We start from the raw sequence: 23,662 nt of genomic DNA on the forward strand, positions 1-23,662 counted from the left end.
CCATGTCATATACTCCATCCTCAAATGATTTAATAGCAATCTCTCCCATGCTCATTCTATGTGGAGTGGCTTTACTTTCTCTCGTAGTTCAGTTCCTTGTTCCCAAAGAAGAAGATTCCAAACCATTATGGGTGCTTTCGGTTCTTGGAATTCTAGGTGCCATGTATGCTTTGTATCATACAACGGGGTCTCCAGGGTATGGTAAATTTTTTGGTTCACAAATTTCCCTAAGTCCACTTACCGTTTGGCTCAGTGGAATTTATTTGATTGCTGGTCTTATCACGTTACTCATTGCTCCACCATTTCTCGCACAACACAAAACATTGTTTCCAGAGTTTTTCCCCCTCCTTCTATTTTGTTTATCAGGGATGATGTTTCTTACTTCTGGTTATGATTTCATTGTGATCTTTGTTGGATTAGAAATCCTTTCGCTTGCATTGTATGTAATGATCGGAATGGCTCGGACCTCTGTTTCTTCTTTAGAAAGTGCCATGAAATACTTTTTACTCGGATCCTTTAGCTCTGGCTTTATGTTACTAGGAATTGCTTTTTTATATGGTGGTTCGGGAACCACCAATTTAGACGGCGCACTGCGTGGTCTGTTTCTAAAAGGGTATGAATCCAATTTTTCAAAGTTAGGTTTTGGACTTTTTTTGGTAGGAGTTTCTTTTAAAGCAGCGCTTGTTCCTTTCCATTCTTGGACTCCAGATGTATATGAAGGTGCACAAACACCAATCACAGGTTTTATGGCAAGTGCAGGAAAAGCATCTGCCCTTGGACTTATGATTGTTTTATTCAATCATATCCCTGTCGGTGAGATAGGAGATTCCTGGAAAGTATTAATGGGAGTGATTGCCCTTGTGTCCATGACTTGGGGAAATATTGTTGCTCTCAAACAAGAAAACCTCAAACGAATGTTAGCTTACTCTTCTATTTCTCATGCCGGATACATTGTGGCAGGAATTGCTTGTGGGGCGGGCCTAGAAGCTTTGTATTATTTATTTTCTTATTCTCTATTGAATTTGGCAGCTTTTGCTATCATTTCCTACTTGGAGCAGGGCAAACACGAAGTGACAGTCAATGGGATTGCACATTTAAGCGCAGAACATCCGTTAACAGCCCTTTCACTTTCCATCATCTTTTTATCTTTTGCAGGATTTCCACCCCTCATTGGATTTTGGACAAAACTTTTCCTTTTGCAAAAAATTGCTGAATCGGATTTATTATTCAATCGAATCCTTCTTTTTGGGGCAGTGGCAAACTCTTGTGTAGCCTTCTACTACTACATGAAGATCACCATCCAATCTTATATGAAACAAGAGACAGGTGTTGTGGCGGGTGTCCGTGACCTTCCGAGTATGCCAACCCTTGGATTTTTGATATTTCTTTTGAGTTTATTTTTCACAGTGGGTTGGGTCTTTTTCCAGCCAGGTGCTTTGTTATAAAATAACAAATCTGTTATAGCAGAATTAGTTCCAGGATAGCGAAAAATAATTGATTCATAGAAAGGGATCTAAAGGGTAGTCCGTAGGTAGGTAATTCGTATGGCAACCATTCAAAGAAAGTCAGGAACTCTTCAGGATCCCACAGCAATTAAGGATTTCCTTGTTTCCAAGGGTCTTGTGTATGAATTCTATAAAACCCCAGAAACCTTGGATCTCATCCTCGACCAAAAGGGCTTAAATGACGCTGAAAAAGCGGAAGTCCTCTCAGGATTGGAATATCGATTTGACCAACTAAAGAAAGAACATGGTTACAAAGCCAATGACCTCGTTGTCTTGCATGACGAAGTTCCTGGAATCCAGGACATGTTAGCTAAATTTGATAAACTACATATCCATACAGATGAAGAAGTTCGTTATATCATTGATGGTAGCGGAATTTTTGGATTCATCATTGATGGAGAAAGATTTGAAGTCCATGTGAGTAAAGGTGATTTTCTTTCGATCCCTGCCAATACTAACCACTGGTTTACCCTCGACAAAAACTTAAGAATCAAAGCGGTTCGTTACTTCAAAGACAATTCAGGATGGACTCCTGTTTATGTGGATGAATCAAAAGTTTTAATCAACGTTTGATTTGGTTTCGGATCTCTTGGATGCAGAGAGATTCGAATCGTTTGCTAAATAAAATTTTTTTAGTTTGATACGGCAGGATTCTCTGCCGTGATTCCAAACCACTCGACGATAAATTGAAGAGTGGTTCTTCCTTGGTAAAAATTCTCTTCCAAACTTCCTACCAAATCAAAACTTCCATGTTCTGACATAAACTTTTGGAATTCTTCGCCCTTATTCCAAATCATATACTTTAAGGAACCACTTCCAATCAAATGGAATCGAACATGTTTTCCTCCACTAAGTGGAGTTAGGTGGATTGCTTTTGCATTTTTAATCGCAAGTTTGATATCGGGATTCCCTTGTCCAAAAGGTTCCAAGTCTTTCCATTCTTTGAGTAATCTTTCACCGATTTCTTCTGTGAGGACGGTAAAATCTGTTTCAATCGAATGAACTTTGGGTTTATCTTTGTCAACGGACAACCAAGCTTTAGCAGCCTGATACAATGCGGATTCAAAGGCGGGGATTTGGTCGATTTTGATAGAAAATCCGCCGGCTTCCGGGTGCCCACCGAAATGTAGGAAATGGTCAGAGAGAGATTCTAATAGTTCTAAAACATTTTCGGGACCATAGGAACGAATGCTTCCTCTCGCATCACCATTGTCAGGTGCAAGAAAGATGGCAGGTTTTTTGTAAGTATCCACCATCCTAGTGGCCACAATTCCGCTGACCCCGGGTTCCATATCAGGTTCATAACAAAATACGACTTCGTGTGCGGTTCGTTCTGGTTTTCTCTGGAAATAACGTTCCACCCGGTCCATATTGCGTTTGGTTCGTTCTTTTCTTTCTTCATTGATGGAAAGAAGTTGTTTGGCCTTGGTTTTAGCTTCCAAACTAGTTTCTGATAATAACAAAGAAACCGCTTCCTCCGTTTTTCCCATCCGACCAGCGGAATTTAAAACCGGACCTATCGACCAACCTAAATCTTTTGTGGTAACACCTTGGGGGCTCAGTTTCAGTTCTTTTAAAAGTTCGGATAAACCTTTTCGTTTTTTATCACCAACATAGAGTTTGGTGAGTGAGTTTAATGCAAGTTTAACAAAATGCCTGTTTTCCCCAATAAGAGGCATCATATCAGTAATGGTTCCAATTCCTGCTAAATCAGTTTCTTCTTCCATTCCAGTAAAAAAATCAGGGATCTTGGAACATTGGTAGAAGAAAAGTTTTCTTTCCAAATCCACTGGGATTGCCGTTGTAAAGTCCTCAGGGTAAGGGAATATCGAAGTGTCATCTAAAGATAGTGAGGTGGTCATTTTTTCTTGTAATCGAATTCCATTTTGAAAGTAAATGGATTCTTTTTTACCTGTTTCTTCTTCTAATTCTATTTTCCTGTAAATTTTTCCAAATTCATCACTGAGTCGAAACAAAATAGCGGTGACTAATTTAAAGGAAAGCACTGCCGTGCAGATTTTTTTTTCAGGGTATACTGAATCTGTTCTTCTTGGGTTCACCAAAGCGCAGTTTGTTGGGATACGAACAGGAACTTCGTGGTGGTCAAGAACGATTACCTTGATTCCTGTATTCGTAAGTTCTTCAATTTCATCGGCTTGGCTTGATCCAAAGTCGAGAGTGATGAGTAGGTCTGGTTTTACTTTTTTGATTTTTACTAGTGCTTCCTTACAAAGACCGTAAGGATCACTTTCTGAGGAAACCATCACTTCTAAATTGATGGAAGAAAATGCGGGATGTGATTTTAAAAAGAAGGCCAGTAAACAAGTGGAACTCACTCCATCAGAATCCCTATCACCATAGAGGAGGATTTTTTTTCCTTCCTTCACAAATGATAGAATTAGTTCTACTGCCGTCGAAAGATCGGGAAGTGAGAAAGGTGAGTGCAAACAAGAAAAGTCGGATGTGAGCAGTTCTTTGGGATGAATGTTGCGAAGGCCCTCTCTTTTATCGACTAAGTAACGTAAGAGGGGGCGTTTCGAATCCACTTTGGTTCTTACTTCGGAAAGTAAAGGTCCGAAGTGAACCTTGGTTACATGATGCAATTGCCAATAATTTTGGAACCGAATTCTACTTCGAGTCCCGGTGTTTTGATATCTCCAACTACCTTACCATTTTTTTTAAGTTCTACCTTTTCTTTTGCATCCACATTTCCTTTGAGGTTTCCGTGAACTACAAGGCTTCCTACTTCTACATCTGCTTCTACATCGCCTGTTTCATCGATGATGAGTTTGCCTTGAGAAGTGATTGTGCCTTTGAACTGCCCTTTGATTTTCAATGTTTGGTTGAAGGAAAGGGTTCCGCGAAACGTGATGTCGTCGCTAATGATGGTGTCTATAGATTCGTCTTTCATCGGTAGGGATAGTCTTGTTTGACTCTCGAGTTTTGGCAACTACACAAGTATTTGTCATCAAAAGGAAATAGAAAAAAGTTCATATTTCCGGGGTTTTCACTTGAGTCTCTGGGTCTATTCTTGAACCTGGGTCTCAAGAATAGGAAAAAAAAGTGAAAATTAGGCGCTTCTGGAAGTCAGGGTTCATCCTGCTTTTAGCGGTTTTCATCAATCTGAATCTGGTCGATGACCGGTTTGTTTCTCCTCTCGAAGATTTGGACTTCCAATACCAATCCTACGAGTTGGAAGAAACGACTCGTGTTCTTACTTCCTCCAAAGAATCCAACCAAGTTTTGAAACTGGTTCCTTCTCGAAGAGAGGAGTCTCCGGTAAAGGTTTTGGTCATACGTTGGTCCACACTTTCGACAGAACCTGTTTTTTTTCATGAAATTCTCATCTTATTCCACTTTCTTTACCTCCCACCTCCTGTTTTGGCTTAATCGTTGCATGTAGATTAGTCTAGAAGCGGAAGCCTTTAATGGCTCTTGCGATGTTTTTTATTTGAAATAGGAATTATGTTAGAAAAAATCATTCAGTTTTCCATTCACAAACGGGCCACAGTTCTCGTTTTGACAGCAGCACTCACCATTGTTGGTTTTTACAATGCGCTGCACCTTTCAATCGATGCTATTCCTGATGTGACAAACGTACAGGTATCTGCAGTGACTTCGGTGCCTGGTCTTTCTCCTTTAGAGGTAGAACAATTTATCACTTACCCCATCGAACTTGAGTTTAACGGGATGCCTAAGGTAACAGAGATCCGGTCTATCTCAAGAACTGGTGTGAGTTCTGTGACTGTTATCTTCGAAGATGGAACGGATATCTATTTTGCAAGACAACTTGTAAATGAAAGGCTCAAACAAGCAGAGAACTTTATTCCGAAATCCTATGGAAGACCAGAACTTTCTCCCATTGCTACTGGTCTTGGCGATATTTATGAATTTGCACTAGTATCGGAAAGCCATTCTCCGGAAGAACTCCGCACGGTGATGGAATGGGAAGTGGCAAGACAACTTCGTTCTGTCAAAGGAATCATTGATGTGAACGTGGTGGGGGGAGATGCCAAACAGTTTCAAATTAAAATCGACCCCAAACGATTGTTATCTCATAATCTAACTCTCTCTCTGATCACAGAAGCACTTGAAGGTGCCAACGTCAATCTTGGCGGTGGGTACATCCAAAAAGGGGAAGAACAGTTTGTGATTCGAGGGGAAAGCCAATTTAAATCCATTGATGATATTGCGAGGCTTTCTGTAAGAACTTCAAGAGATGGAATTCCTTTGACACTGGGCCAAATTGCTCGAGTGGAAACGGGACCTGCCCTTCGTTTTGGACTGAGTACCATGAACGGCAAACGAGAAGTTGTGGGTGGGACTGCCATGATGTTACTCGGTAGTAACTCACTTCAAGTTGTGAGCCGAGTGAAAGAAAAAATGAAAGAGATTGAATCTCGTCTTCCCCAAGGGATGAAGATCGAAGTGTATTATGACCGCTCGGAATTCATTGGCCGAACTCTTTCCACAGTATTTACCAATTTGGTGGAAGCCGCTATCATTGTTCTTGTTTGTCTCATTTTAACTTTAGGAACCGTAAAAGGGGCATTTGCCGTCGCACTTGCCATTCCTGTTTCTATGATGGTGGCCACAATTTTAATGAATGCCTTTGGCATTGTGGGAAACTTAATGTCACTGGGAGCTCTCGACTTCGGTCTTCTTGTGGATGGTTCCATTGTGATGTTAGAGTCCACACTTCATGGATTTTTACTTCGTAAAAGTTTTCTTCTTTCGAAGACTTCAGCCCAAGACATGGAAGATGGAATGGAAGAAGTGATCATGGAGTCTTGTATCAAAGTGGTGCGGGCTTCCGCTTTTAGTGTGGGAATTATTTTACTAGTATATTTGCCACTTATGACATTAGAAGGTGTGGAAGGTAGGATGTTTCGTCCGATGGCAATCACCGTTGCTTTTGCGTTAGGTGCTGCTCTTCTTTATTCCATTACCACTTTCCCAGCCCTCATGTCGTATATTTATAAAAAACCAATTTTGCATGAGTCTGCATTTTGGGAAAAGTTTCAAACTAAGTATGCGGAAGTTCTAACTTATGGGATGAAGTTCAAACGCCAGTTTACTTATGCCGGGATCGGAGTTGTTTTGTTATCGTTTATGCTCGCATCCACTCTCGGTTCCGAATTTTTACCAAGGATTGATGAAGGAGAAATTGCCATCGACATCAAACGATTGCCTTCTACTGCCATCAATCACTCACGTGATTTGAATTTGGAAATGGAAAAGGTGATATTGAAATTTCCAGAAGCAGTGAGTGTTGTTTCAAGGCAAGGTCGGGGGGAATCGGCAGCAGAACCCATTGGTTCGGAAGAAGGAGAGATGATGGTCAAATTGAAACCCAAAAAAGAATGGGTTTCGGCACATGATAGAGAAGAGCTGATGGAACTCATGAAAAATTCTGTGAACAACAGTGTTCCTTCTTCCTACATCAGTTTGTCACAACCCATTGAAAACCGCGTCAATGCATTGTTATCCGGTTCCAAAGCAGATATCGTGATTAAAATTTATGGTGATGATTTAAAAACACTCAAATCCATTGCAGATAATTATGCATCCAAAATCAAAAAAATCCAAGGGGCTGCCGACTTACGAGTCCAAAAACTTTTAGGTTTACCACTTCTCGAAATCAAAATGAATCGTGGAAACATGGCGCGGTATGGGGTTCGTGCGGAAGAAATTCTCACAACCATCGAAACTCTTCGAGTGGGTGCCAATGCTGGAAAAGTTTACGAAGGTTACAAACGCTTTGATTTGATTGTTCGTTTGGATGCAGACGTAACTGACATCGGTGTCATCGAAAACGTTCCCGTAATGACGGAACTCGGTGGAACAGTTCCTCTTGGTCAGGTCACAGACATTACGATGACAGAAGGACCAGCTGCTCTTTATCACGAAGGCTTGAAACGAAGGATCCTTGTGGAAGTAAACGTTCGTGGGCGAGATATGATTGGATTTGTAAATGATGTACAAGCAGCGACACAGTCGATTGAATCAGGATTACCGCAAGGATACTATGTGGATTGGGGTGGCCAGTTTGAAAACTTCACTCGTGCTAAGAATCGACTTGCCATAGTGATTCCCATTGCAGGTGCCATTATTTTTGCGATGCTTTTTATAGCTTTTGGAAGTGTTTATTATGCATTGGGAGTCTTTATTTTAGTGCCTTTGTCACTTTCAGGAGGAATCCTTTCCCTTGTCATTCGAGGCCTCCCATTTTCCATTCCAGCTGGAGTTGGATTCATTGCGGCAGCCGGTATATCAGTGTTAAACGGGGTTGTTTATGCTTCGGCTCTTAAGGACCAATTAAAGATCACCCGTGATCCTTCTAAAGCAGTTGTGGAAGCTGCTGTGTATACCTTACGTGCTGTTGCTACCACAGAACTTGTTGCCATCATTGGATTTTTACCCATGGCCATTGCATCAAGTGCAGGAGCAGAGGTGCAAAGACCACTGGCAACGGTGGTAATGGGTGGAGTTCTTGTGGCAACGATCTTATCACGTTTTCTTCTGCCCATTGCCTTTGAGTTTTTAGTCAAACTAGCACAACGTCAAGAGATCAGGCAAATGGAAAGGGAACGTAAAATGAATGAATACTTTGTAGAAGAGATGAAAAAATACAAAGCATCAGAAGTCCACGATTCCCACGGACATTCGCATCATTATGAAGCGGATCATCACGAATCACAAACGGAAGATGATTCCAAAACAAATAAACAAAATCAGAAATCTAAAAAAAGAGGACTTAAATGAAACCTAATTATTACGTAGCACACCCTTGGCATGGATTAGAACTCGGACCAAAAGCACCAGATGAGTTGGATGTATTTATCGAACTCACTCCACAAGACACAGTTAAATATGAAATTGATAAAGCATCTGGTTTTATCCGTGTAGATAGACCTCAAAAGTATAGCAACCGTTCGCCGACTTTGTATGGGTTCATTCCAAGAACTTATTCCGGTGAAGCATCTGGGAAACATTGTTCGGAAGTAGTTGGCCGACCAGATATCATTGGAGACGGAGATCCTATTGACATTTGTGTACTCAGTGTGAATCCAATCACTCATGGTAATATGATTCTTACAGTAATTCCCATTGGTGGTCTTCGAATGATCGATAAAGGTGAAGCCGATGACAAAATTGTAGCTGTTCTAAAAGGGGACGAAGTGTTCGGCCAAATCAAAGACATTTCTGAGGTTCCAAAAGCCCTTATCAACAAACTCCACCATTATTTTTTAACTTACAAACTAGATCCAAATTCTCCTTCTACGGGAACTGTTGAAATTACAGAGGTATACGACCGTAAAGAAGCAATCAAAGTGATTCAGTTTGGAATTGAAGATTATATAAAGAAATTTGTAACTGTATGAAATCAATAACGAAGTTTTTGGTTTTATTCCTTCTTGGAATCCATTCATACACTGTTTTTCCAAAAGAAAAAGCAGTGTATGAACTTCACTCTAAGGATGAATTATTTTTTCTTGGTGAAGATTCCAGGGCCCAAGACTCCAAAGAAAAGTGGAATTTGGATGAGTTGGAAAACTTTGCTGTCACTAGTAATCCTTTGTATCTACGTGAAAAACAGAACATTGGGATGGCACGAGGTGATATTATCACGGCAAGTTTATATTATAATCCAATTATTAATATGCAACAGCAGTTTATGGGAGCCTCGGCTAATGCCGCAACAGGAAAACCAGAAACTTCAATCATTTACAACCAACCATTTGATATGAGTGGGGTGATTCCTCAGCGTGAGAAAGTCGCCAAACAAGAGTTCTTGGGAACCATTGCTAGTTTTCGCGACTTCGATCGTTTATTTCGATTACGTCTTCGCCAAAACTTTTGGACTTATCTTTATGTAACGGAACAAATCAATTACCAAAAAGAGTTTTTGGAAAATTACCAAGACCTTTTGGATTTAACCAAACTCAGAGCTGAAAAAGGCGATATTTCTTTTTTAGAGTATGATCGTTTGGCTTTGGAGCGGGTTCAAATCGAAAGGGAATACCGAAATGCAAGAATCCTTCGTGCGCAAGTAGTGAAAAACCTTCGAGTATTGATTGGGATTTCAGATTTAAATTCGCCATTGAGTATCAAAGGTAGGTTGGAATTTATTTCTACACGAGAGTTTGGGATTGATTTAAACGATTTTGATATTGAAGAAAGACCCGATTTGGTGGCTTTAAAAATTCGCCAACAAAGGGAAAGAATGAATATCGAATTAAAAAAACGAGAGATCATTCCACCGTTGACTTTGGGGGTTGAATTTTTAAACAAAGGAAATGAAAATGTTACCGGTATTTATGCGGCCACTCCACTTCCTTTATTTGATCGCAAACAAGGGGAAATCTTAAAGTCAGAAGAGTCCTATAAAAAATTAGGATTCGATGTGGATGCAAAACGGAACGAAATCCTTTCTGAGATTTCAGCGGCAATCAAAGAATTACAAGCACGAGAATCGCAATTATTGGATTACCAAAAAATGGGGCTCTTGGAAAAAAACAAAGAGGTACAAGAGAAGTCAAGACTTGCTTACATTCGAGGTGCATCCAATTTAGTAACTTTTTTGGAGGCGGAGAAAAACTATCTCAGTGTCCTTCGTAGTTATTATGAAATCATTTATCTCTATTACAATGCTTTGGAAGGATACAAAGCTTCTATCGGAAAGATGGATAGCTCGGAGTTTTAATTTATATGAAAACAGAATTTAATTTTAAAAATATTCGTTCATTGAGTATACTTGTACTCGTTGGAAGTTTGGCATACTTTGGTTATACAAAGTTTTTTGGTTCAGGTAAAAAAACAGAAGCCATAACTGAAGACAAATCAAAGTTCATTATCTCTCAAGAAATTCAGAAGAACCACCCGTTTTCAGTTGTATATCTAGAAGAAAAAGCCTTGGAAGAAGAGCTTCAACTTCCTGGAACTGTATCTTATGATATGAATAGTGTTGCTAAAGTTGGTTCGCGTGTTAGCGGACGAATTGTACAGGTTTTTGTGAAAGAAGGTGAACATGTGAAAAAAAGCACAGCACTTGCTTCTATCCAATCTGTAGAACTTGGGACTACCGAAGCAAATTATTTGAAAGCTAGAGCGAGACTCGAAGCTTTAAAAGTGCAGGCAGATAGAGCAAAAGATTTATATGAAAGAAAAGTAACTTCTGCGAAAGAATATGAAATGTCATTAATGGATTATAAATCGGTCAAAGCAGAGATGGAAACATCTCGAAACGCACTAGAAAATCTTGGCCTCAATGAAATAGAAATCGCTAACTTAGAAGCCGGGAAATATAATTCTAAAAACTTATACATCAGAACACCCATTTCTGGAACTGTTACAGAAAGAGAAGCTATCATTGGTCAGGCGGTCAATGCTCGTGATAATCTTTTTACTGTAGCAGATTTAAGTGTTTTGTGGATCAACTTAGAAGTTTATGAAAAAGATTTGGCGTCCATTCGAATGGGAAACGAGGCAAAAGTGATTCCGATTGGTTCTAAAGATGATTCTTTAAAAGCAGTGGTTTCTCACGTTGGGGATGTGATTGATCCTATTAAAAAAACGGCAGAGATTCGGTTGGAAGTGAGAAACTCAAAAGGAAGGTTACGTCCCGGTCAAAGTGTAACCGCCACCGTTGTGGGTGCAATGGTTGAATCATCAGTAAACAAAGCAAAGGTGATTCCTGCAGATTGTATTCATAAAATTGAGGGTGAAAATTTTGTTTTTGTTCGTAACAGTGATGGATCTTTTTCTGCCAAAAAAATTGGAATTGGTAAAACTTATGACCATTGGGTAGAAATCACAAACGGTGTGGAATCGGGTGAAGCAATTGTAGAAGAGGGAAGTTTTGTATTGAAAAGTGAATATTTAAAATTATAACTCCTAGTTTTTTGTTGACATAACGCCCATTTCCTAGTTATCTGTTTAGTATGAAAGATCTCACGGAAAAACAAGAACTGGTCCTACAATACATTTCGGACACAGTCCGCGAGAAGGGTTTCCCTCCTACCATTCGTGAAATGGGCGACCAATTTGGCATCACAGCCAAAGGCGCCTATGACCATCTCAAGGCCATTGAAAAAAAAGGTTATATTCGCACTTCGAAAAACCAAAGCCGGGCCATCGAACTATTAAAAGGAAATGCGGAAGAGGCACTCCTCGTCCGAGCTTCGGGAATTCCCCTTCTTGGCCAAGTTGCCGCCGGTTCACCCATCTTAGCCGAGGAAAACATTGAAGAATACATTGCGGTTCCCGATGGAATGGCTGCCAAACCGGGAACTTTTGCCCTTCGGGTCAAAGGGGATTCCATGGTGGAAGCGGGGATCAGTGACGGGGATATTGCGATCATCCAAAAAAAAGACACGGCAAGAAACGGTGAGATCGTTGTTGCGATGATTGAAAACGAAGCCACTCTCAAAGTTTTTTATAAAGAAACAGATATGATCCGTCTCGAACCAAGAAATGCAAAATTGAAACCCATTCGTACCAAAAAGGCCACGATAATTGGAAAACTAATCGGTCTCTATCGTATTTACTGATTGACCAAAGCCCGGTTGGGCATGAGTTTAGAAGGGATGTCGAAACATCTCTTCTTTTTCCCAACTCTTCTCATTTTATCCCTCATCCTTTCTTGCGCTCCCAAAAAACAAGATATCTCTGCCTATGATTTGAAACGAGTTTTGGAGCGATTTGCGCAAAATCGAATCCAAACAGGACTTATGGCAGACACCAAACGACCTGCACCAACTGACAGTGCTCTGTTCGAAGAGGCGTGCGAAGTATACCGGCTGTCGATCCCGGAAGCCAAAAAAATGTTAAAAAAAGAAAACAAGGCCTTATACGAGTCAATTTATGGAAATGAATAAAATCAAAATTTCAGAACGTCTGGTTTGGGGGACAATTACCTTCTGTTTGGTGGTAATTGTTTTTTTTGTTAGCACAGAGAAAGTAAAAGCTATATCTACGGATGGCGAAAAATACTTACAGATTTTGCATGAAGTCGTTTCTTATATTGAAAACGATTATGTGGATCCACAAGAAGAAAAAAAAATATATACTGGGGCAATTCTTGGAGCCTTACAAAGTTTAGGTGATCCTCACACTCGATTTTTGGACACAGATGAATTTGGTGAACTACAGAATGAAACCAAAGGGAGTTTCGGCGGGATAGGAGTTGAGATCAGTTTCCAAGAAAATGCATTTATCATTGTGGCCCCAATTGAAGGCACTCCTGCATGGAAGGCAGGACTCCAACCCCAAGATAAAATCATAGAAATCAACGGAAAAAGTACAAAGTCTGTATCTCTATCGGAATCGATAGGAATGATGCGTGGGGAAGTCGGTTCTTCGATTTCAATGAAAATTGAAAGAAAAGGAATCAAAGATCCCTTTGTTGTCAATTTGGTTCGAGAACTCATTCAAATTCGATATGTCAGGTCTCATTACCTTCCAGAAACGGAAACTGGTTATATCAAACTGGTTCAGTTTATGGGAAAAGAAACCACTGCGAAAGAATTTGCAAACGCAGTCACTTCTATGAAAGAAGCAGGTGCAAAAAAACTAGTCATCGATTTGAGAATGAATCCTGGTGGCCTTTTGGATCTAGCCATTGACCTGGCTGACATGTTTTTACCACCAGAGTCGGACATTGTGTCTGTTAAAGGTAGAGGTGGAGTTCTTGTAAAAAGTTACAAAGCCGATAAAAAAGAAAAAAAGTTTTTAGAGATTCCCATTGCAATACTCGTGAACGGGGGATCGGCAAGTGCTTCTGAAATTTTAGCAGGTGCATTAAAAGATAACAAACGTGCTGTGGTCGTTGGTACCCAAAGTTTTGGGAAGGGAAGTGTTCAGTCCATTTTTCCGCTTTCTGGAGGAACCGGGGTTGCCATTACCATTCAAAAATACTACACTCCATCTGGAATTTCCATCCATGGGAAGGGGATCACACCTGATTTTGTTGTGAATCCCATTGCCGCAAGTGAAGATGAAAAGTATGCTTTAGAAAAATTGTATAAAAAAAATCTTGTTCGTCCGTTTTTAGAAACACACGAGGAATTCAATGATCTGGCACTCAGTGATTTTTCCGCGATTTTGAAAAAAGAAAACCTTACTATTTCTGATTCTGTTATCAGAATTTTTTTATTCAATGAAATGAGAGCAGGTTCATCAAATACCAAACCTCGGCTGGATTTAGATACCCAACTTGCTGAAGCCATTCGTGTTTTGAAATAATGACCTACGGGTTGGGAATTGAATCCAGTTGTGACGAAACTTCCATTGCCATTGTTCGGGATGGAAAGGAATTACTTTCCTTAAAAATCTATAGCCAAATTGATTCCCATTCTCCGTATCGGGGAGTGGTTCCCGAAATTGCCTCAAGAGCCCATTTAGAAAAAATTAATTCTCTCCTTGCTATATCGATGGAAGAGGTGGGAATCAAATATTCCGAATTAGAATATGTAGCAGTTACCAGCTATCCTGGGTTAGTTGGATCACTTATGATTGGTGCTCAACTTGCTCGTTGTATCTCTCTTGTGTATGGAACTCCTATTGTTGCGGTCAACCATCTTGAAGCACATTTGGCAGTGATTGGTTTAGAAAGAGAACTTCCTCCGTTTCCGTGGCTTGGAGTCCTTCTTTCAGGCGGAAATTCATCAATTTATCTTTATAGAGGATTTGGGAACCTACAGATCCTTGCTGATACCCAAGATGATTCACTCGGTGAAGCTTTTGATAAAGTGAGTGCAGTTTTAAACTTGCCTTATCCCGGCGGTCCTTATCTGGAATCAAAAGCCAATGCCTACCAACCGACAAAAGGGGAGGCCAATCCCTTCCCTAAACTTTTAAAGGAAGATGGAGAAGATCGGATTCGTTTTTCCTATAGTGGCCTAAAAACAGCTGTATTGTATTTTTTAAAAGCGAATGTTACAAATCCGCCTATTGAAAAAATTTCTTATTACTTTCAAAAGACTGCCTTTGAGCTTGTCACTCGGAACATTCGAAAGGCCATTCAAAAAACGGGAATTCGGACAGTGGTGGCGGCAGGTGGGGTTCTCGCCAACGGTACCCTTCGGGAGAATTTGGAGAAAGAAAAAGAAAGGTCTGGGTTTGACCTATTTTATCCTGGCAAAAAAATTTACTGCACAGATAACGGAGCGATGGTGGCATGTCTTGGATACCATCTTTGGAAACAAAAATCTTTTGTGGGGCTTGACTTTAAGGTAAGCCCAAAACGAAACTTTGAACAAATATTATGAAACTAAAATTAACTTGGATTCCGAATACACTCACTCTGGGAAACTTAACATTAGGATTTGTTTCTATGTTACTTGTAGCAGAAACCAATCCTTCTCAATCAAATTCGCATGAACTTTATTCGCTAGCGGGTGTATTTATCATCTTAGCAGCGTTATTCGATGGTTTTGACGGAATGGCCGCTCGAGCCCTGAATTGTACTAGTGAACTAGGTGCAGACTTGGACAGTTTGGCTGACTTAACCACCTTTGGCATTGCCCCAGGATTTTTATCGTACAAAATGTTCTTCTACGATATCAAATTGGATATTTTTGACAGACCGGATTATTTTCCATTGGGTATGTTCATCGCAGCCTTGTATCCAATCTGTGCCGCTTATCGTTTGGCACGTTTTAATGTTGCTCACGATCCGAAATCTTTTAATGGGCTACCCTCTCCAGTAGCAGGGGTTGTCATTGGAATTTTTCCTTTGGTATTTTCTGTATCACAAGTTCCGGTTTGGACTGCAGTTCTCTTTTTTGTTTTCACTGCTCTCCTTATGGTTTCTACTTTAAGATATAGTAAACCTCAGGTTGCCATCCGGGGACTTTTTTCCTGGAAAAAATTAGGGATTAGCATTCTTGGACTTGGACTATTGTTACTAGCCATTGGGTTTTATCAATGGCCATACGTGATGTATGGTGCAGTGGGATTTTATGTTTTTTCTGGAATTGTTTCTTTTTTGATTCAAACCATTCAGGACTACCGTGTGTAGTCTTAAGTGGATTCTTTGAGTTGGAAAATATCCAGCAGGTTTGCGACAGTAAAAATCGTTTTGACTTCCTCTGAAATGTGGATGATGCGAACTTGTTTTTTCTTTTCCTTGGTCCAACTGTAAGTATGGAGTAGGATTCCGATTCCAGAGGAATCCAAATAACTCAAGTTTTTAAAATCTAAAACAACTTCTTTTACATCCTCAGTATCAATCAATGTTTTGATGTCCGCTTTTAGTTTGGGAGTGTCTCGCAGGGACAAAGACCCTTTTAGAAGGACTACCGCTTTTTCGTTCTCTCGGTTGATTTCATACTGAAACATAACTTCAGTTAAGACAACATCTGAAAGAACCAAATACAATCAAAAAACGTTTGATTTTTCAAAAAAGGACTCTAGAAAAAGAGCAATGAAAATCAAGTTTTGGGGTGTCCGCGGTTCCATTGGTTCACCCATTCGGCCTGAAAGTGTTAAACATAAAATTGAAAAAATTCTTTCTTTGGCAAGTCCTACCGACATTCAAAACGAACAGAGTATCCTTAGTTTCCTAAATTCTTTAAGTTTTTCATCTTCATCAACTTACGGCGGTAATACGACTTGTGTTGAAATTCGAGATAAAGATGGAAACTTAATCATCATTGATGGGGGAACCGGACTTCGGGAACTAGGAAATCAAATGATGTCCTCTGACTTTGGAAAAGGTGTTGGCCATGCCTATTGGATCTTAACACATACACACTGGGATCATATCCAAGGAATTCCGTTTTTTGTTCCTCTCTTTTTGCCTGGCAATCATTTTGAATTTATTTCCTGTATGAATGATGTTGAAAAAAGATTGGAACACCAATTTGTATTTACGCATTTTCCTGTTTCCTTTGATCACTACGCAGCCAATAAAACCTTTCAATTTATAGAGGAAGGAGAGATCATCTCACTTGGGCCAAACATACAGGCTTTTAGTAAGGCAGTGCGCCATCCTGGTGGAAGTTTTTCTTATCGGTTTATGGAAGATGGAAAGGCGATCATTTTTGCATCCGATGCAGAATTCAATTTGGAAGAGATGGAGAACATCGATACCTATATTGATTATTTTAGGGATGCAGATGTCCTTGTATTTGATACCCAATACACATTCGAAGATTCCTTACAAAAAATTGACTGGGGTCATAGCTCCGCCTCAATTGCAACCGATATCGCTCTTCGTGCAAAGGTTAAAAAATTAGTCATGTTTCACCATGATCCTTCTTATGATGATGAGAAGTTGGATTTGGTGTATTTGCGGGCTCTTAAATACAAGGAGATGTTTGATCCGCACGGAAAATTAGAAATCATAATGGCTTATGAAGGTTTGGAAATAGAGGTTTAAAATGGCAAAAAAAAATTATATCATTGGAATTGATGCGGGAACGACAGGAATCAGAACGTTTTGTTTTAACGACAAAGGAAAAGTTATTTCTTCAGCTTACCAAGAATTCAAACAATACTATCCTAAACCAGGTTGGGTTGAACATGATCCAGAAGAAATTTGGGTAAAAACTCAAAAACTCATTGGCCAAGCCATTAAAAACGGTAAATTAAATCCAAAGGATGCTGTTGCCATTGGAATCACCAACCAAAGGGAAACTTCTGTTGTTTGGGATAAAAAGACCGGCAAACCTGTGTACAACGCCATTGTCTGGCAATGCAGAAGGACTTCTGATATTTGTAAGGACTTAAAAAAACAAAGCTTAGATTCCAATTTTCGAAACAAAACAGGTTTAGTTTTGGATGCTTATTTTTCAGGAACAAAAATCCAATGGATCCTCGATAACGTCAAAGGTGCTCGGGCCAAAGCTGAGAAAGGTGATTTATTATTTGGAACCATTGACACTTGGTTATTGTATAAGCTCACCGGTCACAAAGAACACAAAACGGATCATACCAATGCCTCAAGAACACTTCTTTTTAATATCCAAACAAAAGAATGGGATGAGGAACTTTGCGAAATTTTACGAGTACCTATGTCAATGCTCCCTAAAGCATTTAATTCAAAAAACTTATTTGGTTTCACATCTAATGTTAAATCTCTTCCTGATGGAATTCCAATTTCTTCTCTTGTGGGTGACCAACAAGGAGCTCTCTTTGGTCAATTGTGTACAGAACCTGGGGAAGCTAAAAACACTTATGGCACTGGATGTTTTTTACTCTTCAACGTGGGAGATGAATTTAGAATTTCAAACCAAGGTCTCATCACAACATTGGCACTCGGTCCTGAAGGAAAAACTGTCTATTGTTTAGAAGGTTCTGTATTTATTGGTGGTGCCGTAGTCCAGTTTCTCCGCGACAATTTAGAATTTTTTGAATACTCAAAAGATTCTGAAAAATTGGTGAAAGCCATTAAAACAAAAGATGATTTGGTTTTTGTTCCTGCCTTTGCTGGACTTGGTGCTCCTCATTGGGACCAAGAAGCTCGTGGTGCCATCTTTGGACTCTCTAGAGACACAACACCTGCACAGATCACAAGAGCCGCACTCAAAGCCATTGCCTTACAATCTTATGAGCTCGCCAATGCGATGGAAAAAGAAACGGGAAAACCTTTGAAGTTCTTACGTGTGGATGGGGGAGCTACTTCCAATGCTTGGCTTATGCAATTCCAAGCAGACATTCTCGGAACTAAAGTCATTCGTCCCCAAAATGTCGACACAACAGTTCTTGGCGCTGCTTACCTAGCTGGACTCGAACGAGGATTTTTTAAATCGGTCGCAAGCCTTCGTAAAGAAGAAACAAAAACCACTCAGTTTCTGCCTAAGATGAAAGAGTCTGAAAGAAAAGAAGAAATCGATAAATGGAATTGGGCGATCGCTCGGGTAAAAACAGGAAATTAAAAGGAGCCATTTTGTCTAACTAGGTTAATCGTCAATTAACCTAGCGGTTGTTATTTGGTTTGTTTATGTGCTGAATGATTCTTCTTTTACAAATGTAATTCCTGCGAATAGAATCCAAATCGGAAAACTCAGTTGGCAAAATAGTAATACTTCTGGTGCGAGTAACCAGGAGTAACTTGCAATCATTTGCAACCCAAATGTAAGGATTCCAAAGACCAAAATCAAACTACCGTTTTTATTCTTTTTTCGATAAAAAATACTATATAATAAAATCGCTAGAGCTAAAACGAGCGAGATCATATGCATGGTTCCCACTTGCATACTCAGAAGAAAAACAATCGTGTCCTCTGACAATGGATATACATTCACAGGATAAACCAACCTTCCTATTAATAAATCCAAGAAAACAAAGAGCGGAACCACTAGAAGGAAAAACAAACCAGACGCAAAGAGAACCATGGGTGGTTCCTCCTTTTTCCAAGGATTTCCCAAAATATAAATCACAGGAAGTGATGCGAGGACGGCAAAAATTAAGATCTCATCTGCAATTTGGAGGTAATGTTTCCAATCTAAAATCCATTTTTGTAATAAATTTGTTTCGTTAGGTGGTGGTGGTACCAGATACATTGTAAGGTAGTAACTAAGAAATAACAAACTACAAATGAAAAACGGAATCCGATTTCGATTGAGAAGGTTATTGGTTTGTTTGGACATGACCCCAATGAGAAACCAAACAAACAGCCGGTCTAGAGAAAAAGTAAAAAACTAAAATTAAATTTTAGTAATCAAACCAAAGAAGCGAAAATTCGAATGGATTTTTCTGCTTTGTAATTCCACCGCCTACAAGAAAAATTCCAGTAGAATAGTAGGGAATTTCAATGAGTAGGTCTGGAGGAAGTCTATGGAATTCATTTGTTTCGATTTCTTTCCGAGATAAAAAGAAATCAAATCGCAGGGCATCGATCCAGTCGCAGGTTTTGAAAAATATTTTTGTTACAGTTCTTCCATAAAATTGGAGAATATGACCATCGACAAAGAATTGAAACTTCTTGGCATCGATAAAGGAAACTTCTTCTTTTCGTTCCTCATCCCCAGTCTCCCGGTAGGTAAAGATAGATCCTTCTTCGTAATAAATATTTCTCGCAAATCGTTTGAAGAGTTCTGTTTCAATGACAGAAACTAAATCCTCTCCCTCTGGAGGTTTCTTTATGGGTCCATCTAAAATTTGTTTCATTTTGTTTTTCGAGAGAGAAGTTCGTACCACTTCCAAGACAGGTTTGGAAAGACTAGGAATTACGTATTTGATATATCTTTCATCGTGGTCACGTAGGATCTCTTGTAAAAAGTTTCCATGTATCAAAGGAATCATTTCGACAGTAAACATCTGTTTGTTTAAGAATTTAGCAAACTCTGGTTCAAAACGAAATAAATTGGAAACAATGGTTTCTTCTTCTTTTGGTGTTCCCGAAAAGAGAATGGATACCAAACGAAAAAGGAAGGTTTTACTTTTGGCATCAAAATATAAAGATTCAATTTTTTCCCGCACTAAGTCTTCCGAAAGTTCTGGGTTTATGATGTCTCGTAGTGAGAGATATTTTGCTGATTGGAATTTGTCTCGTTTTCCCCTGTAAAGAGAAAAGGGAGAATTTTGTACCCCACCCATATTGGTAGTTAAGGGAAAAAATCCTGGTTTTGGTTTTGATTCGGTATCTGTAGGAACTTTCTTACTACCCATGTAAGTGGGTGTGTGGACTGGTTTGGATCCCAAGGTTTGCCTATTGTATTGTAACTCGTATAAAAACTGCGGAAAAAGAATTGGATCTGAGGTGACAGAAGGTAATTCTGGAATCTTATTTTTGGGAATCGGATAAAAAGGAAAAATGGAAGATTGGAACCGAGCCACCGAGTCGGCGTTGGCTAAAAAGAAATGGTAATTGTTTCCTTGTCTATAAATCAAAGGGGTGGAGATTTTTTAAGTTTTTTCTGAATTCGAATCCGAAAGTGTTCCCAATTATAATCTCTTTTTAAAATTTCCAACTCATTTTCCACGCCAAAACGCATGAAGTCATAAATCTCTTCATGATCCATTCCGACGACGATGGAAAGGTCTTGGATGACTCGTAACAATCGTCTCGCATCGCGATCACTGAGAGTAAAAGTTTCTAAAAGTTTTTTTTCGAATTCCGTTAGTTGGATCAAGGGAACCTAAAACGCAGCCACGAGGATGGTTTCGATTTCATTTTTGGGAAGTTCTCTAGGAAGACAATCAAGAAATGAATAGGTAGCCGCCAAGGTAGCAATCCCAGGTAGGTCGATTTTTTTCACTTCGTATTCGGATAACCTTTGGGGAATACGCAGTTCTAAATAAATTTTACGAATTCCTTCCACCGCTTTAATCGCTGCTTCAATTACCGAGATATTGGTGACGTCTTCATCTAGCGCCCTTGCAATCATTACATACTTTCCAGCTGATGAAGTTAAGTTGTATTCCATCACATGTGGGAGAAGGATTGACATACTTTGAAAAATATCTAAATTAGTAACGGTTGTTACGGCAAGTGACAATGCATAACAAAGTCCAAGGCTACTTGTGGATTGAGCAATTCCTGCAAGTAAACTTGCTGCATAAATGGAGTTTTTTGGCCCTAAGTTTCTTGGTTCTCGAATGGCAGGAACAATGTTTTTAGAGATAAGTTCAATGGAACGAAGTGCCGTGGATGAGGTAATCTCATTGGCATATTTAGAAAGAATACTGTCTACCGCTGCCGATAGAATGGAGATTCCGGTTTTTGCAGTTTCAGAACTAGACATCCCAGCCCCAATTTTCGGATCAGAGACGATGAGTTCAGGAAAAGCCCATTCATGAGCAAAGTATTTTCTATTTTTGTCTTTATCATCCACGATCGAAAAAAATGGGGAACATTCATTTCCGAGTAGGGGTTTTGTCGGAACCACAATTAAAGGAAGGCCTTTTTTCTTGGGTTGTTTTTTTCCAATGAGGAGTTCTTCTGCAAATAAATCATTGGTAGCAAGAAGAGATGCCGCCTTACCTGCGTTTACTGATTCAAAAGAACCATAAGCCACCACACAATCTGCATTGGAAATTCTAAGGAAGTGAGCACAGGAATCTAAATCTTTAAAATGAACTCGGTCAACAATATCATCGTAGATGATCACACCTTCTGCGTGTTTTTCGAGACTGGTTTTGATGATGGAAAGTTCTTCTGCGTTTTCTAGTTCTTTTTGTGTGGTGATAAGAACCACTCGAGACCCAATGTTTTTAACAAAAGATCCGAGTTTGTATCCACAATCGATTTCGAAGTGAATTTTAGGAGGAAATTGAAAATTAATCCATTCGGGGAGAACTGGCATACGATCCCCTAATTATGATTCGGCGGAGTTAGAGAAATCCTCGGAGAGGACAATAAAAAAGGATCCCTCACCACCCGTCCTTTTTACTGTTGTCCGAGGAAAGTTGACGCGATTTGGTCGGAGATTTTATCCAACATCTCTGTTGAGAGGTTGTCGTAGTCGCCGTTTTTCAATCGTTCTTTGATCGCTTTGATTTTTTCCGTACGATCTTCCTCTGGAGGGGCTTGTACGATTTGTTTTGCGATCTGTTTTACTTCTGCTTGAAGTTTTGCTTCTGAGGCAATTTTTTTGGCAGCGTCAGAGATAGAAATTGTGTCTACCGGAGCTTGTGCTTCCGTTTCTCTTGGCCCTTGTGGTTTTTTTGGTTCGTATCCGTAACCACCAACTCGTCCTACTTTGTCGACGTTCATATATTTAGTCCTCTTCCTACATCACATATCGGAGGAATCCGAAATTCCCTTAAGTGTTTTTTTTCGATGATTTAAGAGAAAAGCAAACTCTCCTTTGGCATTTGGCGGATCTTTCGCCAATTCCCTAGGATTTGCATAGTAAAGTACCTCTTCAAAGGTCTTCGTCAACTCCCTTCCCACAAGGACCTCCGTTTCCGGAAAGAGCTCTTCAAGCATAGGGTAGAGTCTTGGGAGTTTGTGAACCGATTCATAAAAAACCACAAGACCATCGATCTCCGAGGCTCTTTCTAATTCTCGGCGTTTTTTACTCGGTTTTTCAGAGAGGAACCCTAAAAAATATGTGGGATTGACCTGAAATCCAGAAACAGAAAGTAGAGCGGTTAGGGCGGAGGCACCTGGCACAGGAACGATCCGAATCCCTTTTTCCCGAGCGGTTCGCACCATCTGGCTTCCTGGATCCGAAACGCCCGGAGTTCCTGCATCAGAAACTAGGGCCATCGATTTTCCAGCCTTTAGTTGTTCTAGGACATTGGCATACGGAGTTTCTGAACTGTCTTTATAAAGGGCAAGGACCGGAGTCACAATTTCTAATTTGGAAAATAGAGACCTAGTTTCTTTGGATGATTCACAGAGAACGAGGTCCACAGTTTTAAAGATTTCTAAAGCTCGAAGTGTGATGTCCCCCAGATTACCTATGGGTGTGGCCACGACATAGAGAGAACCTACTTCCCGTTTATGGGCCAACGTATTGGCATCCTGGAGGAGATTGGCCGGCTGGACAAGTACAACCTAAATCATTATTCCCTTTGGTGCAGGGGTTGCAGGCTGTTCCCAATGCGCAGGAACTTGGTGTCCCACAAGCTGGGTTGGCACAGGTAGTTGTATTACAACCAGCTCCAGTAGCACAAAGTGTTTGGATGTCATTCACTCGATTCGGAATGGCACAGGTACTCACAGCTGTGGAAGGGTTAGAAATCAGTCCTCCAGTGAGCATGGATCGCATTGTAAAATTGTAAATTTGGCACTTTTGAAAGAACTCTGCTCCCGGTGGAGGAACCGCAAACCGAATCCTTTTGGTCACAACCTTACTTGAAGAAGTGGAGGCCTCATAAGGAAGGTGGGGAAAACTCGGTTGGACCCCATCTTCTAGCCATTCCCCTTGGATGGTTTGGATGATTCCCGGGAAAGCTGTGGTTACGTAGAGATTGTAACCCAAAAATTGTGGCTCTCTGTTCGTTACAAAATAACGCAAGATGTACTCCGGCCTTGGGTCCGCTGAATAATTGAAAAAATCTGTTTGGTAGTCGTTAGTAATATTGCTATTTACCGCCACAACCGAAAGAATCTGTGGCACATTGGGAGGAACCAAAAACACAAATGGGGCCACGGGCGTATCTGTATTGATCCCGCAGTGAAAAAAAGAGAGAAAAGATATGCAGACTAAGTAAATTGGATGTAAAGAGGGAAAACGCATTCAGTTTCTCGTTTCCCT

24 protein-coding genes are annotated in these 23,662 nt (G+C 40.1%); 14 read left to right on the forward strand and 10 right to left on the reverse strand.

Annotated features, from left to right (window positions below; all coding sequences use genetic code 11):
* Positions 1 to 2: 2 nt before the first annotated feature.
* A complete protein-coding gene (locus tag CH364_RS05390) occupies positions 3 to 1,445 on the forward strand; it encodes an NADH-quinone oxidoreductase subunit N (RefSeq protein WP_100742537.1) in 1,443 nt (480 codons plus the stop codon).
* Between the two features lie 99 nt (positions 1,446 to 1,544).
* On the forward strand, positions 1,545 to 2,078 hold the full coding sequence (locus tag CH364_RS05395; RefSeq protein WP_100742538.1) for a cupin domain-containing protein: 534 nt from the start codon (positions 1,545 to 1,547) through the stop codon (positions 2,076 to 2,078).
* Positions 2,079 to 2,137: 59 nt separating this feature from the next.
* Here the strand turns inward: CH364_RS05395 and recJ are convergent, their stop codons facing one another.
* Both recJ and CH364_RS05405 read right to left on the reverse strand, forming a co-directional pair.
* Positions 2,138 to 4,108, reverse strand: coding sequence for a single-stranded-DNA-specific exonuclease RecJ (recJ, locus tag CH364_RS05400; protein ID WP_100742539.1), 1,971 nt, complete (start codon positions 4,106 to 4,108; stop codon positions 2,138 to 2,140).
* Positions 4,096 to 4,416, reverse strand: coding sequence for a bactofilin family protein (locus tag CH364_RS05405; RefSeq protein ID WP_002973855.1), 321 nt, complete (start codon positions 4,414 to 4,416; stop codon positions 4,096 to 4,098). Before CH364_RS05405 ends, recJ begins: the two co-directional genes overlap by 13 nt.
* Positions 4,417 to 4,568: 152 nt before the next feature.
* Between CH364_RS05405 and CH364_RS05410 the strand changes: the two genes are divergently transcribed.
* From CH364_RS05410 to CH364_RS05455, 10 genes are all read left to right on the forward strand, one after another.
* Positions 4,569 to 4,895, forward strand: a complete 327-nt coding sequence (locus CH364_RS05410; RefSeq protein WP_100742540.1) for a hypothetical protein — start codon at positions 4,569 to 4,571, stop codon at positions 4,893 to 4,895.
* 75 nt (positions 4,896 to 4,970) lie between these two features.
* A complete protein-coding gene (locus CH364_RS05415) occupies positions 4,971 to 8,270 on the forward strand; it encodes an efflux RND transporter permease subunit (RefSeq protein ID WP_100742541.1) in 3,300 nt (1,099 codons plus the stop codon).
* Positions 8,267 to 8,890 (forward strand): inorganic pyrophosphatase, encoded by a 624-nt coding sequence (locus CH364_RS05420; RefSeq protein ID WP_100742542.1) that lies wholly within the window; start codon positions 8,267 to 8,269, stop codon positions 8,888 to 8,890. The genes CH364_RS05415 and CH364_RS05420 overlap by 4 nt, the downstream gene beginning before the upstream one ends.
* Positions 8,887 to 10,212, forward strand: a complete 1,326-nt coding sequence (locus CH364_RS05425; RefSeq protein WP_100742543.1) for a TolC family protein — start codon at positions 8,887 to 8,889, stop codon at positions 10,210 to 10,212. Before CH364_RS05420 ends, CH364_RS05425 begins: the two co-directional genes overlap by 4 nt.
* Before the next feature lie 5 nt (positions 10,213 to 10,217).
* Positions 10,218 to 11,399: an efflux RND transporter periplasmic adaptor subunit gene (locus tag CH364_RS05430; protein ID WP_100742544.1), complete on the forward strand. Its 1,182-nt coding sequence runs from the start codon at positions 10,218 to 10,220 to the stop codon at positions 11,397 to 11,399.
* Positions 11,400 to 11,449: 50 nt separating this feature from the next.
* A complete protein-coding gene (gene lexA / locus CH364_RS05435; protein WP_100742545.1) occupies positions 11,450 to 12,058 on the forward strand; it encodes a transcriptional repressor LexA in 609 nt (202 codons plus the stop codon).
* 36 nt (positions 12,059 to 12,094) lie between these two features.
* Entirely contained in the window at positions 12,095 to 12,385 is a 291-nt protein-coding gene (locus CH364_RS05440; RefSeq protein WP_207762214.1) for an LA_1448 family UV-C exposure upregulated protein, read from the forward strand.
* Position 12,386: 1 nt separating this feature from the next.
* Positions 12,387 to 13,751, forward strand: a complete 1,365-nt coding sequence (locus tag CH364_RS05445) for a S41 family peptidase (RefSeq protein WP_207762238.1) — start codon at positions 12,387 to 12,389, stop codon at positions 13,749 to 13,751.
* Complete coding sequence (gene tsaD, locus CH364_RS05450) at positions 13,751 to 14,776, forward strand: tRNA (adenosine(37)-N6)-threonylcarbamoyltransferase complex transferase subunit TsaD (protein ID WP_100742547.1); 1,026 nt, start codon at positions 13,751 to 13,753, stop codon at positions 14,774 to 14,776. The genes CH364_RS05445 and tsaD overlap by 1 nt, the downstream gene beginning before the upstream one ends.
* Positions 14,773 to 15,528, forward strand: a complete 756-nt coding sequence (locus CH364_RS05455) for a CDP-alcohol phosphatidyltransferase family protein (protein WP_100742548.1) — start codon at positions 14,773 to 14,775, stop codon at positions 15,526 to 15,528. Before tsaD ends, CH364_RS05455 begins: the two co-directional genes overlap by 4 nt.
* 2 nt (positions 15,529 to 15,530) lie before the next feature.
* Here CH364_RS05455 and CH364_RS05460 read toward each other — a convergent pair whose 3' ends face one another.
* Positions 15,531 to 15,848: an STAS domain-containing protein gene (locus tag CH364_RS05460; protein ID WP_100743429.1), complete on the reverse strand. Its 318-nt coding sequence runs from the start codon at positions 15,846 to 15,848 to the stop codon at positions 15,531 to 15,533.
* 85 nt (positions 15,849 to 15,933) lie between these two features.
* On the opposite strand from CH364_RS05460, the gene CH364_RS05465 reads away from it, so the two are divergent.
* Both CH364_RS05465 and glpK read left to right on the forward strand, forming a co-directional pair.
* Positions 15,934 to 16,890 carry an MBL fold metallo-hydrolase gene (locus tag CH364_RS05465; RefSeq protein ID WP_100742549.1) on the forward strand — a complete coding sequence of 319 codons (957 nt, stop codon included), beginning with the start codon at positions 15,934 to 15,936 and terminating at the stop codon, positions 16,888 to 16,890.
* A 1-nt stretch (position 16,891) separates the two neighbouring features.
* Positions 16,892 to 18,388, forward strand: a complete 1,497-nt coding sequence (gene glpK, locus CH364_RS05470; protein WP_100742550.1) for a glycerol kinase GlpK — start codon at positions 16,892 to 16,894, stop codon at positions 18,386 to 18,388.
* 63 nt (positions 18,389 to 18,451) lie between these two features.
* Here glpK and CH364_RS05475 read toward each other — a convergent pair whose 3' ends face one another.
* From CH364_RS05475 to CH364_RS05505, 7 genes are all read right to left on the reverse strand, one after another.
* Positions 18,452 to 19,102: a hypothetical protein gene (locus CH364_RS05475; RefSeq protein ID WP_243401263.1), complete on the reverse strand. Its 651-nt coding sequence runs from the start codon at positions 19,100 to 19,102 to the stop codon at positions 18,452 to 18,454.
* A 64-nt stretch (positions 19,103 to 19,166) separates the two neighbouring features.
* Positions 19,167 to 20,345, reverse strand: a complete 1,179-nt coding sequence (locus CH364_RS05480) for a flagellar motor switch protein FliG (protein ID WP_207762215.1) — start codon at positions 20,343 to 20,345, stop codon at positions 19,167 to 19,169.
* A complete protein-coding gene (locus CH364_RS05485) occupies positions 20,342 to 20,587 on the reverse strand; it encodes a hypothetical protein (RefSeq protein WP_100742551.1) in 246 nt (81 codons plus the stop codon). Before CH364_RS05485 ends, CH364_RS05480 begins: the two co-directional genes overlap by 4 nt.
* 6 nt (positions 20,588 to 20,593) lie before the next feature.
* Positions 20,594 to 21,760, reverse strand: a complete 1,167-nt coding sequence (locus CH364_RS05490) for an iron-containing alcohol dehydrogenase (RefSeq protein WP_004789281.1) — start codon at positions 21,758 to 21,760, stop codon at positions 20,594 to 20,596.
* A gap of 83 nt (positions 21,761 to 21,843) precedes the next feature.
* Entirely contained in the window at positions 21,844 to 22,170 is a 327-nt protein-coding gene (locus tag CH364_RS05495; protein ID WP_002973649.1) for a flagellar biosynthesis anti-sigma factor FlgM, read from the reverse strand.
* Between the two features lie 21 nt (positions 22,171 to 22,191).
* Entirely contained in the window at positions 22,192 to 22,914 is a 723-nt protein-coding gene (gene rsmI, locus CH364_RS05500; RefSeq protein WP_100742552.1) for a 16S rRNA (cytidine(1402)-2'-O)-methyltransferase, read from the reverse strand.
* Entirely contained in the window at positions 22,904 to 23,644 is a 741-nt protein-coding gene (locus tag CH364_RS05505; RefSeq protein WP_100742553.1) for an LIC11073 family putative lipoprotein, read from the reverse strand. The genes rsmI and CH364_RS05505 overlap by 11 nt, the downstream gene beginning before the upstream one ends.
* Positions 23,645 to 23,662 lie beyond the last annotated feature (18 nt).

This window comes from Leptospira harrisiae, assembly GCF_002811945.1.
Lineage (GTDB): Bacteria > Spirochaetota > Leptospiria > Leptospirales > Leptospiraceae > Leptospira_A > Leptospira_A harrisiae.

Excerpts from the sequence above, each read along its gene's own strand:
- CH364_RS05390 (WP_100742537.1), top strand. The coding sequence starts at position 3 with ATGTCATATACTCCATCCTCAAATGATTTAATAGCAATCTCTCCCATG.
- CH364_RS05395 (WP_100742538.1), top strand. The coding sequence starts at position 1,545 with ATGGCAACCATTCAAAGAAAGTCAGGAACTCTTCAGGATCCCACAGCA.
- CH364_RS05405 (WP_002973855.1), bottom strand. The coding sequence starts at position 4,416 with ATGAAAGACGAATCTATAGACACCATCATTAGCGACGACATCACGTTT.
- CH364_RS05415 (WP_100742541.1), top strand. The coding sequence starts at position 4,971 with ATGTTAGAAAAAATCATTCAGTTTTCCATTCACAAACGGGCCACAGTT.
- CH364_RS05420 (WP_100742542.1), top strand. The coding sequence starts at position 8,267 with ATGAAACCTAATTATTACGTAGCACACCCTTGGCATGGATTAGAACTC.
- CH364_RS05425 (WP_100742543.1), top strand. The coding sequence starts at position 8,887 with ATGAAATCAATAACGAAGTTTTTGGTTTTATTCCTTCTTGGAATCCAT.
- CH364_RS05430 (WP_100742544.1), top strand. The coding sequence starts at position 10,218 with ATGAAAACAGAATTTAATTTTAAAAATATTCGTTCATTGAGTATACTT.
- lexA (WP_100742545.1), top strand. The coding sequence starts at position 11,450 with ATGAAAGATCTCACGGAAAAACAAGAACTGGTCCTACAATACATTTCG.
- CH364_RS05440 (WP_207762214.1), top strand. The coding sequence starts at position 12,095 with ATGTCGAAACATCTCTTCTTTTTCCCAACTCTTCTCATTTTATCCCTC.
- tsaD (WP_100742547.1), top strand. The coding sequence starts at position 13,751 with ATGACCTACGGGTTGGGAATTGAATCCAGTTGTGACGAAACTTCCATT.
- CH364_RS05455 (WP_100742548.1), top strand. The coding sequence starts at position 14,773 with ATGAAACTAAAATTAACTTGGATTCCGAATACACTCACTCTGGGAAAC.
- CH364_RS05460 (WP_100743429.1), bottom strand. The coding sequence starts at position 15,848 with ATGTTTCAGTATGAAATCAACCGAGAGAACGAAAAAGCGGTAGTCCTT.
- CH364_RS05465 (WP_100742549.1), top strand. The coding sequence starts at position 15,934 with ATGAAAATCAAGTTTTGGGGTGTCCGCGGTTCCATTGGTTCACCCATT.
- glpK (WP_100742550.1), top strand. The coding sequence starts at position 16,892 with ATGGCAAAAAAAAATTATATCATTGGAATTGATGCGGGAACGACAGGA.
- CH364_RS05475 (WP_243401263.1), bottom strand. The coding sequence starts at position 19,102 with ATGTCCAAACAAACCAATAACCTTCTCAATCGAAATCGGATTCCGTTT.
- CH364_RS05490 (WP_004789281.1), bottom strand. The coding sequence starts at position 21,760 with ATGCCAGTTCTCCCCGAATGGATTAATTTTCAATTTCCTCCTAAAATT.
- CH364_RS05495 (WP_002973649.1), bottom strand. The coding sequence starts at position 22,170 with ATGAACGTCGACAAAGTAGGACGAGTTGGTGGTTACGGATACGAACCA.
- CH364_RS05505 (WP_100742553.1), bottom strand. The coding sequence starts at position 23,644 with ATGCGTTTTCCCTCTTTACATCCAATTTACTTAGTCTGCATATCTTTT.